Source organism: Rhodobacter sp. NSM, assembly GCF_052244495.1.
GTDB lineage: Bacteria > Pseudomonadota > Alphaproteobacteria > Rhodobacterales > Rhodobacteraceae > Cereibacter_A.
On sequence record NZ_JBQPXH010000016.1, the window covers coordinates 1 to 13,599 of the forward strand.

The window sequence follows — 13,599 nt, forward strand, 5'->3', positions numbered from 1 at the left end:
GTTCGCACTCTTGAGGTTTTCACCGGCAGGCGAGGTCGTGCGATGCGCCTTCAGGTAGGTCGCGTCGATCCTGATCGTCTTGTGCTCGGCTCGTACCGCGGCCAGGCCCATCATGATCCGGGCGAAGACACTATTGTCGCTCGAGCGCCTGGTCCGGAAGCGAAGCGCCGACGATCTGGCCGCATGACTGGAGGCCGCCGCAACCAGCCTGTTCGCCCCTCTGCCAAGGGCATTGGAACCGATCCTCTAGATGAGCGGATAGTCCACGATGCCGGAAATGTCCGTGATCGCGCCCGTCCCGTAACCCTCGATGACAAGGACCGCGCCACTGACGAAGCGGACGATGACGTCGCCCCCGGGACCGGTGTCCTCTACGCCGGTGATGACCGCATCCTCCCAGCTCTCACTGGGATCCGAGTAGATCGGATCCGGGTGCTCCCGGATCGAGAACCGGATGCGCTCGGCGCTGCCGTCGAAGTCGGTGATCCGCATCTCGCCCTGCGCGGCGGGATCGAAGAGGAAGGTGTCCACCCCCGCACCTCCGGTCGCAACGATCTCGCCGCCCCAACCGCCCAGCGTGTCGTCGCCCGAGCCGCCCAAGACCGAGCCGCCTCCGGGTGTCGGAAGCCGGGTCCAGACATCGCTCACCACCGTCATGCCGTTGTAGAGGGTGAGGAAGTCGTCGCCGGTGCCGCCGGTCAGGCGGAGAATGTTGGTGCCCTGGCCGGTGTAGACGGCCTCGAGCCGGTCGTCGCCTGCGCCGCCACCCATGACAATGCGCGACACGCTGTCCTCCGACCAGCCGTGTGCCGTCACGGCGAGAAGGGTGTCGGCGCCGTCCCCGCCCTCAAGCGACAGGGCAAAGTGCGCGATGCCGAGGTCGGGCCAGCTGGTCCGCTCGACATAGGGTCCAACCGACGCTGCGAGCACATCGTCGCCCGTGCCGCCCGACAGGCTCTCGGCATGGCTGAAACCTCCTGCGGCAGCACCGAAGAACTCGGTCCGGGACTGAATCCGGTCGTTGCCCCCGCCCCCCTCGAACCGATAGGCCGACGTGGCGCCGGAGCCGGGGCCGATCAGCGCCACGTTGTCGATCACGTCGTCACCCCCGCCGCCCTGCGCCGTGATCAGGCCGAAATCCTGCGCCCGCCCCCGAGCGATGATCGAGGTCGAGAGGCTGTCGTTTCCGGCGCCGCCGCTCAGCCTGATCGCGCTGTCAGCGTCCCGAACCGCCACGCTCAGGCTGTCGTCGCCGTCGCCCCCGGACAGGACGTGCAGGCCGCGATCGCCGCCGCGGGTCGTCACCGTCATCAGGTCGTGCCCCGCACCGCCGTCGAGGGTCGAGGCGAAGCGGTGGCCGGTCAGCATGGCCTCGATCCCGAAGTCCACGGTCAGCTCGTCGTTCCCCGCGCCGCCGCGCAGATCGGCGATCAGGCGCACGGGTCCCGAGGTGCTGCCGCCGTATGGGTCGATCGCCGACAGATCGGCCACGGCGGAGAGCCGGTCGTTGCCGGTCCCACCGTCCAGCACGAAGGAGCCGTGGATGCTCCCGTAGTCGATGTCGTCCGTCCTGCTCGTGGTCAGATCCAGCCGTGCGGTGACCGCGTCGTTTCCCTCCCCGGCGTGGATGATCTGAAGCGACCGGGCCGACACTGCGGCGACGTGGCTTGCGAAGCTCTCGACCGTGTCGTCGCCCGCGTCCGCGCGGATCCGGGTCACGAACTTTTCGTGCAGGGTCACACGCAGCGCGCTGTTGCGGCCTGCCTGACCAACATCCAGGCGGTCATCTCCGCTGCCGCCGTCCACGATCATCCGGGTCAAGCCGCCCAGTTCGTTGCCGGTGACGCCGAGGCGTGCCCAGACCTCGTCGGCGCCCGAGCCTGCCCGCACCTCGCTCAGACCGATCACGCCGCGACCGTTGATCGCCATGACGGAACTCGACAGCACGTCGTCGCCGCCACCGCCGTCGACGAAGGACCGGGACCAGCTGCGCTCGGCCGTCTGATCGAACACCATCGACGCCGAGAGGATATCGGCATCGTCTCCGCCCGCGACGCTGTTGGTCAGGACGAACTCACCACCCACCCCGAAGTTGCGACGGTAGTCGCCGGCGTAGGCGTTCAAGGTGATCAGGTTGGTCCCCTCGCCTCCGGTCGCCGTCAGCGACACCACGGACCGCGTGCCGCCGTAGCTGCTCGCCTGACCCAGGATCCGGATGTCGTCATCGCCTGACCCGCCATTGGCATTCACCAGCACCGTTGCGTCGCTTTGCGATTGCGCCTCGAGCGTCGCCTCGATCCGGTCGGCGCCATCGCCGCCCGACAGGGCCGCAACGGCCATGGCCGGCTCCGTCCGCAAACTGTCGCCGTGCGAATGAAGGGTAATGAGATCGTCGCCGTCCCCTGCATCGATAACGGTGCGCTGGAAACCGCTCGTGATCGTGTCGTCACCCTCAAGGCCGAGGACGAGGGTGTTCTCGTAAAGAGCTGTCAGAAGATCCGGCCCGTCGGTTCCCAGCAGGAGTTGCGGCGTCGCGTTTCGACTCGTCCTCATGGTCTGGCCTCGCGTAGGGTTGCCCGTCCAGCCTCAGCCTGCGCCAAATCGGGGATTCGCGCGACGCCTTCCTTGTGGTGAGGCGGCGGCCGTTGGCGCCTCGGGTACAGACGCCGAAGACCGGACCCTCAGCGGGAAGAAGTACGGGTTCAGGCCGAGCGCGTGGCCTCCGCGAGCGCCGCGATCTCTGCATCGCCTGACATCAATCGGGAAGGGGCAGGCACGCCTCAACCGGCCCTTCTGCAGGTCGCGGTCGACCATGATCGTGACCTCGGCGTCCCGCCGGACGGTGATGGTCGGGGGCCGGTCGAGGTAGCGGACACAGTGCTGCCCATTGCGCCGGCCATGGCCGCCGCCATGGCATCCACGACATCGGAGCCTTCGCCGTGCCGGGGCGAGGTTGCCAAGGCCCCTTTCGTCGAGCGCACGAAACTCGCCATCGACGCAGCGCCCGATCTGGACACGGTCGAAAAGCACATGGGCAGGCGCATTGCCCTAGGCGTTCTCATGCTCGAAGATGACCAGCTTGCGGGTGTTCATCTCGCCCCGCGCGGCCGAACGGTCGTGCTCGAACATGTTCGCCAGGGCGTCGAACAACAGGTCAAGATCGGCCTCGGTAAAGCCGGTCCGCTCGGCAAATGGGGCCGAAACGAAGCCATGCGCCACATAGAGCCCATAGGGCACAATATGCTTGCGGCCCATGGTGCGGTTGTCGGTGCGGGCCTCACCCTCCTCGCCCTCCGCGCGCTTCTTCTGCTCCGCCTCGTTGGTGGTGGCCATCCGGGTGATCGAGATCTCGACCGGCAGGACCGGCTCGACAGAGCGAGCGAAAGTCATCTGCACCGGACCCTTGACCTGACCGCAGTTGATCCCGGTCGACATCACCGCGCCAAAGGTCCGCACGTCGAAGAAATTGGCACACATCCAGTCGCGCAAGGCCTTGGCTTCCTCGTCTCCTTTCGGGTTGAGTTTCTTGGCTTCCTTCGCCTCCTTGAGCGCCTTGGCGTCATCACCACGCTTGGCGACATAGGCCTTGCGGTGCTTCTCATTCAGGATCGCGCCTTCCTGAACATAGATGTGATGCCCCGCCTCGTCGGCGCGGACGAGTTCGACGTAGTTGCGCAGTTTCCGCTTGAGACAGACATCAGACACCAGCCCATGGTTCGTTTCCGGATCGAGTCGCGGCAGGTTGCCCGCATCGGGATCGCCGTTCGGATTGCCGTTCGTCACGTCGAAGATCAGGACGAAATCGTGGCGGCGAGAGAGCATGGTCATTCGGAGGCCTCCGTCATGGGCGTGTCGTCGTGCTTGCGGAAGAAATCGCTGCGCTGGTGGTAATAGCCGAGACCGAACAGCGCCTGTTCGGAAGCGCCGAGGGCTGCTGGGATCGGGTCATCTCCGGGATCCATCAGATCGGTGATGGACGTCAGCAGCTTTTCAAGGTTCACGGCCCGGCCGGGGCTTTGTTTCCGCAGTTTCGAGAAATGGTTCTGCGCCCCGGCATCGAGCGTTCGGAACACCTTCTGCGGCGAGGCCGAGGCGGCGCCGTAGAACTTGTCCTTGATGGTCGCGTTGACGTTGCCGCCAAGCGCGGCACGCTGCACCTCTTCATAGACGGCAAAGATCCGCCCGAGGATGTAGCCCTTGTTGGTGTTCGCAGGATCGAGCGCCACGGGAACCTCCTTGGCGAAATTGCGGATCAGGACTGATTTCAGGATCGACGCGCGCAAGGCGTTGATGTCGCCATCCGCGCGGATGCGCATGAGCACGGTTGAAAGCAGCGTCAGCGGATAGGCAGAGCCGCTCAGGATCGCGCGCACCCATTCGCCCGCGATCAGCGGCGGCACGTTCTACCGTTTGCCCTGCGCTGTTAGTCCAACTCGGCCCACAGCCGCCGGTCGGAGCAGTTCCCCAAGGCCACGCCCAGCCTCAACGCGGCCGCCGTGGTCTGGTCCAACGCCCCGGTGATCGTCGGTGCCCACGACACCGGCCCGCTGATCCGCTCGAAGAACGGCTTCTGGCTGGCGATCCCAACGCCTGCGGCTGGCAAGTCTCTTCGTGGCGGCCGGATCACCCCCGGCGAACGGGAACGCCGCACCGGCCTGCGCCTGTGCTTCATCTATCGCCGCAGGGGCCCGAGCCTGCTGGTGGCCGCGCCGTGGCATCACGGTCGAAGACCGGCCGGGGCCTGGTGACCGCGCCGATCTTCCTGTTGGTCCCACAGGTCAAGCGCCGAAGCGGCTGGACTTCGCGCGGGATGCTGAGCGGGCGCATGTCGCCGTGCCGGGGCTGATCGCGGCGAGTTGGATAGGTAAGTATCCCTGAGCGCGCGGGCGGTTACAAGAAAGTTAACGAAATTCTGATAGGCGGGGAACCAAAGCCGCCAGAGGGACCGTTTCATGTTGGTTAACCCGCTATTGGACCGAAGGGCATTTCAAGCCTACCTTCGCAATGGAACGCCTATTGAATGGTCGATAAAGCAGGAACGACCCACGACACACTACATCTGGCGGACCCGCGACGATGAAAAAGTACGCCCAAGCCATGCGGCCAACAATGGACGGATTTTCGCGTGGGATGACCCGCCTGAGACCGGCCACCCCGGCGAAGATTATGGCTGCCGCTGCACGGCGCAGCCATTCATGCCGTCAGGCGATGAGTTTGTCGAAATTGAGTTGGCAGACGCAAGCGACACAGCTGCTGCTTGGAGCAGCCGTGACTTCGTACGCCACTACTACAACGGTCGTGGGCGCGGTGTTACTGTCCGCGAAACCGGACATCTGAGAAGCATCGTGGCGCAATACATGAGTGAGGTGAGCGAGCGATTGAAAGGTGAAATTGCTCGGGCCGCAAGAAGGCACCCCAACGGCACATTCTCCGACGATTTCGTCAATACTTACAACATGACCGGCATCGTATTCAGCATTGGCGACACCACCATCGGTGGGTCATTCTCCGGGCGTGCGACAGAGCTGAACGATGTTATCTTCTTTTTTGGGCAACTTGAGTTCTATCTGAAAGACGAGTTCGCCGACCCGCTCGATATTGGCGTGGACGCCATTGACCCTGGTGAAACGATCTTCGAGAATCTTCTGCGACCACTGGATGACCATGGGCGCGCTCGGCTCGGTCTGCCACCCAGCGGCCCCCAACGGCTTGGCATTCACACGGGTGAACCATATCTGATCACCGATCTCTGGACTGGAAGATTCTCGGGTCAGGTTTACGCGGACCCGGCGCGCAGCAACTTCTAATGAAATACGGGCAGGAAAATCATGGAACTGGAGTTTTGGCCGTACTAGCCGGTCTTGTTCTGCTGCCGTGCGCAATTCTGGCTCTATGGATCGTGGTCGTTTTCAATTCCAGGTACCGCACGTGTGTGCAGCTTGAGAACGGCGCGAACCTCGGCTTTGAAGCAGTCTTTGATCTCAGCAGGCCCTACATGAAGCCAATTGCGGTGCCGCGATTGGAGGATGGAACGCCGATCCTGCGCGACACGCTCTGGTCGATCAAGATCACGCCAACCACCATTTATGGCCTCTCACTGGAGCCTCTAGATGAACGCGGGTATCAGTTCGCTTGGCGAAACGACGTCGGGCTTGTTTTGAAATCCGACAATCCCGTCGTTTACGAGCGTCTTGTTGCGGAAGCGGGACAAGAAAATTGGGACGTTGAGATCGAAAATGTCGGCACTCAATGGCTGATGAGGGAACTAGCCGGGCGACCGGATTTCGAAGTCGGCCGATGTCCTACGTCCTTGGTCACATGGTGATCCATTGCCCACGCCCCGCGAAACCATCCTCGCCGCGCTGCACGCGCGGCTTTCGGCGTTGCCCGCCACAGCCCTGCGCGGCGACGTACTGCCCGAGCGCGTGCCCAGTGCGGGCCTCCTGATCCTGCGCGATGGCGAGCCAGGTGGCCCGAGGTGACGCTGTCGCCGCTGCGCTACCACTACCAGCACCGGGTCGAGATCGAGGCGGTCGTGCAGGGCGCCGCGCGTGACGCCACCTTCGACACCCTTTGCGCCAGCATTGGCGTAGCGATTGCTGGCGACCGGACGCTGGGCAGCCTCTGCGACTGGATCGAGGCAGAAGCGCCGCGCCCTGTCGATCTGGCCGTCGAGGGTGCCGCCAGCCTGAAGGCAGCGGTGATCCCGGTGGTGTTGCACTATTCCACGGCCGACCCGCTCGCCTGATACCGGCAGCGGGTTCCATCCTGCGTCCGGCGGGACAAAGGTCCCCCGGACCTTTGTCTGATCCGCCTCACTCAACGGCCGATCCGCTGGCCTGAGCCCACTCACGACGGGAGAACACGATGGCACGAGCCCATGGGGCGCGGGCGCAGATGGCGCTTGCGTTCGAGACCGTCTATGGTACCGCGCCTGCCTCGGGCTATCGCACCGTGCCCTTTGCCAGCACCACACTCGGCTGCGAGCAGCCGCTGATCGCCTCGGAACTGCTGGGCCAGGGACGCGACCCGCTGGCCCCGATCAAGGACGCGGTTACCGCAGACGGCGATGTCGTGGTGCCGATCGATGTCGAGAAGCTTGGCCAATGGATGAAGGTGGACACGGATCAACCGTCTGCTCCCCGCCCTTCACGTCGATATCTTGTCAAGTATTCGCGCCCGTTGGGCCGCACACCATGGGCCGGACATCGGCCAGCAGACCGCTCGGATCCTCTTTGCTTCGTGTCAGGCGCGGACTGGCCGGAACGAAAGGTACAGCGTGAGGAGGAGCGCGAGAACGAGTGCCTGAAGCACCGGAGATGCAGCGGTCGTAGCTACCAGACCGATGAACAGGGCCGTTGCCGCGCCGAGCGCGATCAGGATGGTCGACACCATGGTGGACAGGTACGTGAGCATCGCTTCCGTTCTTCCGCAGTAAGTCGCTATCATGCTCGATCCCATGCCGAGCAGGCTCCAAACTGGCGTGTCCGTCTCGGCTGCGCACGTGGTAAGTTGCCCGCGTCCTCGGCACATGGTTCTCGTGGGCGAGGATCATGAGGTGCAGGGTGGACTTCATCGAGGATGGCCCGGCCGGGGCGGCAATCACTCTTCTTCTCGCGCATGGAGCGGGAGCGGGCATGGAGTCGGCCGGCCTGAATGCCTTGGCAAAAGCGCTTGCGGGCGGCGGCATCCGGGTCCTGCGGTTCGAGTTCGGCTATATGGCGGCGCGGCGGGACGGCCAGCGCCGGCCGCCGCCTCGCGCCGAGGCGCTGCTGGATGAGTACCGGGCAGCGGCAAGTGCGGCGGCGGTCGAGGGACCGCTTGTCATCGGCGGAAAGTCGATGGGCGGCCGGGTGGCCAGCATGGTCGTCGACGAGCTGCGTGATGCCGGCGGTGTCTGCGGGCTGATCTGCTTCGGCTATCCGTTCCATCCACCTGGTAAGCCGGCACAGTTGCGGACCGCGCATCTGGCAGGGCTTCGCACACCGGCGCTCTTCTTCCAGGGAACCCGCGATCCGCTGGGTAACCGCGATGAGGTCGAGACCTACGCCTTGTCCGCCAGTATCGATCTGGTCTGGCTCGAGAACGGCGACCACGATCTCAAGCCAAGGAAGTCAGTTACGGGGCTGACGCTTGCGGATCATCTGGCAACCTGCGCCGCACGGGCGGCGGAATGGTCGGCGCGCTTCGCCGGGGGAACTTCGGTCGCCTGAGCCACGCGGAACCGGCGACGCAAACGCGGGACGGCCTGACATGGCGATGTGCATGATCGGATCGGCGCAAGACCCAGTGGTTGCGCCAGCAACCACGGAGGCGCGATGTGAGAAGCGGTTCACCGGATGTACGAGAGTGACCGCACGGCGGCGCACCGGTTCCGCCATGCGGTGCTCACCTTCGACGTGGTAACGGTCGCCTTCGTCATGGCACGTCCTTCGTTCCACGTCAGGCTTGGCGGAAGGGGTGGACGTCATCATCGGCGTCCTGATCCTCTGCGATCTGCTGGCGCGCCTTGTCGGCAGCCCGCCCCGCCGCGCTTTCTCGTCCATCCGATGACGCTCACCGACGTCATCATCACCGTCTCATTCCTGATGCCTATCGAGGGGCACTTTTGGGCGTTGCGCGCCTCAGCGGCGGCCGCACGCTTGCTCGACCCTGGCCGCTCCGGATCGATTGGCCGTTCTTCGGCTCCAACAAAGCAGCGGTGCTGGCACGGACGAACCTCGTCGTCTTCCGCTTCGTCATGACCGGCATCGTCTGAGCGTCGGAGCATGAGAGAAACCATCAAGTCCTCAACTACGTTCACGCCGTCAACTTCACGGACGGCGCTGACGACCATTGAGTTCGCGACATCATGCTGAAGGGCACACAGGGGCGGGCCAGGTTCGGGCATCCGAACCGCGTGTTGCGAAATAGGCGGTCCAGTCCGGAATTAGCTCTCAGTTTTCGCCTTCTCGAATTCGGCAAGCCACTTAGCCATCACGCGTCGCACGACCTCCGGACGCGAGGGCAGGTCTTCCTGCATCCTCCTGTAATCGTCGATGGCCCGCAGCATCCTGCGGTCCATGCGGATGGTAACCGGCTCCGTATCCGCAGACGGACGGCCCATCTTCGCCATTCGACAGTATCCCCGTATTCAGCCACATGACTATTTGACGTCATATAGTCATGTTGGGCGAGCCAAGGCAAGGGATTGCGGCCCTCGCCTTGGCCCTGACCACACTGATCTGCAAGGAGATCACCATGGCTAAGAGGTCGATTACCACGCGCCCCGGCGCGATGGAACCGCCGACGCACTTCACCCACACGCCGATCTCGCGCGCCTTCTCGCAACTCGCCGGCGCACTCGGCTGCTACGTCGAGGCGGAGCGCGACATCGAACATTCCAGCTGGGCCGACCCGGCCCTTGAGGACTGGTCGACTGACGAGGAGGAGGCGCGACTGGACGTGCTCGAGGGCATGGCGGACGTGCTGGAACTGCAGATCGAGCGCCCGTCGGACCAGCCGCTGCGGCTCACGGCGCTGCTCGGACGCGCGATGCTGGAGAGCACGCGCCCGGATGACTTCATCCAGCTGCATGGCCTCTTCGACCGCCATGCGGACTGCTTCCGCTGCCCCGGCGACGATCCGGTGTCGCTCCGCATAGACCGCATGCTGGTGACGGCGCGCGCCCATCTCGACGCGGTGGCGGCGCTTTCGGGCGACGGCGCCTCGGGCCCGACCGATCCGGAACTGCCGCCGATGCACGGCTGAGGCGCAGGGTCAGCAGCGCTCGCCGGCGGCTGGTCCGGGGGCAGGCCTCCCCGGTCCGGCTGCCGGCGGGGCCTCCGGAGCGAGCTTCAAAAATCCGGAGTGCCAGTGTCGCAGGACCCGGATCTCGCAAGCTCCGGATGCCCGGAACACTCCCGCTCCGCCGCTCGGACGGTCCGGACTCTCCGCATCCCCGGAACCGTTTTCAGGGCACCTCAGGATCCGGATTTTCGCCCTGGACCGGATACGGATTTCCGGATCGGCCGCGTCACCTTGAGGCGCGGTGCGGCTGAACTTTCCCTCTCCCTGCCTTCATCGAAAGGATCTGCATTTTCACCGACACCATCCTGATTTCCGGCGTTCCGGAACCCGTCCATCCCGGCCCGCACCATCCCGACTGGATCGCCGCGGCCGAGGCCAAGGGCTACACGCTGATCGCACGAGTGCGCGACCGTGGACATGTGGCCCTCGAATGCCAGACCTGCGGCGCGCAGTCCGTCGTGAACCGGATCGTCCTCATGGACCACCAGCCGCTTTGTGCCGCCTGCCTGAAGGAGCGCTGGACCGGTCCGGCGGAGGCGGCGGGCCTCACCTTCCTGCGCCGCGACAAGACGGACCGCGCCTACGGCTATTACCGCGCGCCCTGCGGCCACGAGGTGCGGCGCCAGCGCGAGATGATCGTGCGCATGGCGCGGGGCGAGACCGGCCTGCGCTGCGAGACGTGCCATGCCGCGAAGGAAGCGGCGGAGGCCGAGCGGCGCGGCTGGCAGCTCGTCGGTCCGGATCCGCAGGGCAATCCGAACTACCGATTCTACCGTCACGAGGCGTGCGGCCACGAACAGCGCGTGGCGCGGGCCAACATGGGCTCGGGCCGGTTCGGCTGCGGCGGCTGCGGCCTCGCCTGGCCGGCGGCGCCGAACAACCTCTACGTCCTGCGCTTCGGCCTGCCGGACGGCGTCGTCGCGGTGAAGCTCGGCCATTCCAACAACGTCGAGAGCCGGCTCAACGACCAGCTCCGGTTGCGCCGCGACCTGCCGGCGCAGATCCTCTGCACCCTGCCGATGCCGAGCGGCGTGGCGGCGCTCCGCGCCGAGAAGCGGCTGCACGCCACGCTGAGACGCCGCTGTCCTCAGGCGGTGCTGCCGAAGGAGCGGTTCGCCGGCGTGATCAATGTGAAGACCGAAGTCTATGACGGCGCCCTCGAGCCGATCCTGCTGGCGGCGCTCGAAGCGGTCGAGGCCGGGATGCGCCGGCGCCGGTCGCGCCGTCGCGGCGGCTGATCTTCCCCACTTTCGATATGGTCCCACGCCGGATGTTGCGGCGCCCCTCCGGTCCGGCGCTTCGCCGGGCCGGAGCCTGTTCCGGATTTTCCGAGGTGCTGTTCATGACCCAGCCTTCCGTCGTCCCCACCCTGCCCGTCCCCTCACCGCGGGTTGCGGACATCTTCGCCGCCCACCTCTCGGTCGAACCGCTGCTCGCCGACGAGCTGCCGGAACTCGGCACGCCGGATCCGGAGGATCACCCACGCTACGGCCGGCTGCCGGCCGAAGCCGCCCCCGCGCCCACCGCCGCCCTCGCGGCGGGTCGCGAGTGCGGAGCCGGGCTGCGTTCGGTCACGCGGCGCGAGGCGGTGACGCTCCTGATGCTCGCCGCTCTCGCCGAGGCGCTGGCGGCGGCCGATGTCGCGGACCTGTTCCGCCCGGGCGCCATCACCCTGATCCGCCCGCCGGCGCCCGGCTTCGGGAAAGGGATCCTCGACGCGATCACCCTGCGGCTGCTGCGCCACCTCCGCGAGAGGAGCGGGCTGCCCGAGGAGGAGGCGCCCGATCCGAAGGTCCGCACGTTCGCCGCAAAGAGCGGGGCGAGCCCGAAGGAGACGGCGGTCGAGAAGCGGCGGTTCCGCGAGCAGCTCCGCGGCCTTGTAGAAGCCGGCCATCCGCTCCTCCTCGTCACCGCCGAGCCGGACCTGCCGGGCGAGGATCTCGCGCCGCTGACGGGTGCAGCGCTTCAGCTGCCGCCGGTTTCGCCCGACCTCATCCTGGAAGTGCTGAGCCGCACCCACGCCGAAGATTTCGAAGAGGCCGAGGTCCGCGCCCTTTTGCCTGGCGAAGTGGCGCTGGCGCGGCAGACGCCGGTGCAGCTCGCCGCCGCCTTCGCGCTGCCCGATGCCACGGCGGTTGCGATGCGCCTCGCCATGATCGCGGCGGCCGGCCGCCCCGTGCCGCGGGTGACGCTCGATGACGTTCTGGGCCAGCCGGAGGCGGTCGGCATCCTGCGCCGCATGGCCGGCGACCTCGCCGCCTGGCGGTCGGGCCGGCTGCGCTGGAACGAAGTCACCGCTTCGGCGCTCCTGGCTGGCCCGCCCGGCGTGGGCAAGACTCTCGCCGCCGAGGCGCTGGCGGGAACGGCCGGCGTGCCGCTGGTCGCCACCAGCTATAGCGCCTGCCAGAAGTTCGGCCACCAAGGGGACATGCTGGCCGAACTCCATGCGCGGGTCGAGGAGGCGATCGCTGGCGCGCCCTCGGTGTTCTTCCTCGACGAGCTGGACAGCTTCGCGACCCGCGGCGGCAGCGACAGTTCGAGCCGTTACCTGCGGGGCGTGGTCAACGGCCTGCTGGAACAGCTGACCCGGCTGGCGCTGGCCGAAGGGGTGATCGTGCTCGGCGCGACCAACTTTCCGCAGGACGTGGATCCGGCGGTCGTCCGCTCCGGCCGGATCGACCTCCGGATCGCAATGACGCTGCCGGACCTCGCCGGGCTCGAGGCGCTGCTGCTGGCGGGGCTGCGACGCATGGCGCCGGTGCCGAAGATCCCGGCCGAGGAGGTCCCGGTTCTCGCCCGCCGGCTGGTGGGCGCGACCGGTGCCGACGTGGCGGCGCTCCTGCGCGATGCCGCCGGTCGGGCGCGCGCCGCCGGCCGGGCGCTGGCACTGGCCGATCTCCACGCCGCCGCCGACCGGCTGGCGCCGACGTCCGATCCGGCCTTCGAGCGCCGCGTGGCGCTGCACGAGGCGGGCCATCTCCTCGTCGGCCATCTGGCCGGCCTACCGGCGCCGCGTCGGGCGAGTCTCACGCCGCAGGGCGGCTTCGTCGAGCGTCCCGCCCTGCCGGTTCACACCCTGGCGACGGCGGAAGCCGAACTCGCGACCCTCTTCGCCGGACGGGCCGCCGAACGGCTGGTTCTCGGCGCACCCTCGAGCGGCGCCGGCGCGGGACCCGCCAGCGATCTGGCGCAGGCGACGCGGCTGGCGCTCGACATGGAGACGGCCTGGCGGCTCACGGAGGACGATGGCGAACGCGGCGGCAGCCTCTCCTGGCACGGCCCGAACCGGGTGGACCTCCGCGCCGATCCCGCGCTCCGCGCCCGCGTCGAGACGCGGCTCGGAGCGCCGGAGGCGGAGGCGACCCGGCTGCTCCAGTGCCACCTCGACGACCTGCACCGCATCGCCGCCGCGCTCCTGCGCGAGCGCGACCTCGATGCGGGCCGGATCGCCGACCTGCTCGCGCCGCTGGCGCGACGGGCGCCGGACGACGAGACACCCTCTCGCGCCATCCGCCCGCCCGAGCCGGACGGCACCGGCAGGACGGCCCGGCCCGACGTCCCTCCGCTCCATCCGGAAGACGGAGGCCGGATCGCCCCGCCCGACGTCCGTCCGCTCGCCCCGCCGGACGGCGGCGAGGTTCTCTGTGTCCCGGCCTCGACCGCCGATCCGGCTCCTGAGGGATCCGCGTGAGGCTGCGGCGGAGCCCGACGCGGGAGCTGCCGCCATAAAGCATTGTTTTTCGATGATTTCCGGCTGCGGGGCGGGGAGGTTTTCCACAGGCTTGGCGAGGTCGGGATCGAATCGCTGCT

At 67.0% G+C, this 13,599-nt stretch carries 11 protein-coding genes and 3 pseudogenes; 10 read left to right on the forward strand and 4 right to left on the reverse strand.

All coding sequences use genetic code 11. The features are described 5' to 3' along the window. Positions 1–246: 246 nt before the first annotated feature. The 3 genes from ACTVZP_RS19195 to ACTVZP_RS19205 all read right to left on the reverse strand — a co-directional run bounded on the left by ACTVZP_RS19195 (position 247) and on the right by ACTVZP_RS19205 (position 4,400). Entirely contained in the window at positions 247–2,553 is a 2,307-nt protein-coding gene (locus tag ACTVZP_RS19195) for a hypothetical protein (RefSeq protein WP_443213782.1), read from the reverse strand. 495 nt (positions 2,554–3,048) lie between these two features. Next, positions 3,049–3,828 carry a type I-C CRISPR-associated protein Cas7/Csd2 gene (cas7c, locus tag ACTVZP_RS19200; RefSeq protein ID WP_443213783.1) on the reverse strand — a complete coding sequence of 260 codons (780 nt, stop codon included), beginning with the start codon at positions 3,826–3,828 and terminating at the stop codon, positions 3,049–3,051. Next, on the reverse strand, positions 3,825–4,400 hold the full coding sequence (locus tag ACTVZP_RS19205; protein WP_443213784.1) for a type I-C CRISPR-associated protein Cas8c/Csd1: 576 nt from the start codon (positions 4,398–4,400) through the stop codon (positions 3,825–3,827). Before ACTVZP_RS19205 ends, cas7c begins: the two co-directional genes overlap by 4 nt. A 39-nt stretch (positions 4,401–4,439) precedes the next feature. Between ACTVZP_RS19205 and ACTVZP_RS19210 the strand changes: the two are divergent. The 7 genes and pseudogenes from ACTVZP_RS19210 to ACTVZP_RS19240 form a co-directional block, all read left to right on the forward strand. Next, positions 4,440–4,878, forward strand: a pseudogene (locus tag ACTVZP_RS19210) (DUF6441 family protein); the annotation flags it as partial. 74 nt (positions 4,879–4,952) lie between these two features. Next, positions 4,953–5,807: a minor capsid protein gene (locus ACTVZP_RS19215; protein ID WP_443213785.1), complete on the forward strand. Its 855-nt coding sequence runs from the start codon at positions 4,953–4,955 to the stop codon at positions 5,805–5,807. Continuing rightward, a complete protein-coding gene (locus ACTVZP_RS19220) occupies positions 5,807–6,325 on the forward strand; it encodes a hypothetical protein (RefSeq protein ID WP_443213786.1) in 519 nt (172 codons plus the stop codon). Before ACTVZP_RS19215 ends, ACTVZP_RS19220 begins: the two co-directional genes overlap by 1 nt. Before the next feature lie 4 nt (positions 6,326–6,329). After that, positions 6,330–6,748: pseudogene (locus tag ACTVZP_RS19225) on the forward strand (acyl-CoA transferase). Between the two features lie 119 nt (positions 6,749–6,867). Further along, positions 6,868–7,137, forward strand: a pseudogene (locus ACTVZP_RS19230) (phage tail tube protein); the annotation flags it as partial. 428 nt (positions 7,138–7,565) lie between these two features. Then, positions 7,566–8,213, forward strand: a complete 648-nt coding sequence (locus ACTVZP_RS19235) for an alpha/beta hydrolase family protein (RefSeq protein WP_443213787.1) — start codon at positions 7,566–7,568, stop codon at positions 8,211–8,213. A gap of 395 nt (positions 8,214–8,608) precedes the next feature. After that, entirely contained in the window at positions 8,609–8,758 is a 150-nt protein-coding gene (locus ACTVZP_RS19240; RefSeq protein ID WP_443213788.1) for a hypothetical protein, read from the forward strand. Between the two features lie 171 nt (positions 8,759–8,929). On the opposite strand, the gene ACTVZP_RS19245 is transcribed toward ACTVZP_RS19240, so the two are convergent. Further along, positions 8,930–9,115, reverse strand: coding sequence for a hypothetical protein (locus ACTVZP_RS19245; protein WP_443213789.1), 186 nt, complete (start codon positions 9,113–9,115; stop codon positions 8,930–8,932). Between the two features lie 125 nt (positions 9,116–9,240). Between ACTVZP_RS19245 and ACTVZP_RS19250 the strand changes: the two genes are divergently transcribed. From ACTVZP_RS19250 to ACTVZP_RS19260, 3 genes are all read left to right on the forward strand, one after another. Continuing rightward, positions 9,241–9,750 carry a hypothetical protein gene (locus ACTVZP_RS19250; protein WP_443213790.1) on the forward strand — a complete coding sequence of 170 codons (510 nt, stop codon included), beginning with the start codon at positions 9,241–9,243 and terminating at the stop codon, positions 9,748–9,750. Positions 9,751–10,190: 440 nt separating this feature from the next. Next, the gene (locus tag ACTVZP_RS19255; protein ID WP_443213791.1) at positions 10,191–11,027 is read left to right on the forward strand and encodes a GIY-YIG nuclease family protein; all 837 of its coding nucleotides are present in this window, start codon (positions 10,191–10,193) and stop codon (positions 11,025–11,027) included. A 104-nt stretch (positions 11,028–11,131) separates the two neighbouring features. Next, positions 11,132–13,480: an AAA family ATPase gene (locus ACTVZP_RS19260; protein ID WP_443213792.1), complete on the forward strand. Its 2,349-nt coding sequence runs from the start codon at positions 11,132–11,134 to the stop codon at positions 13,478–13,480. The last annotated feature ends 119 nt before the right edge of the window (positions 13,481–13,599 follow it).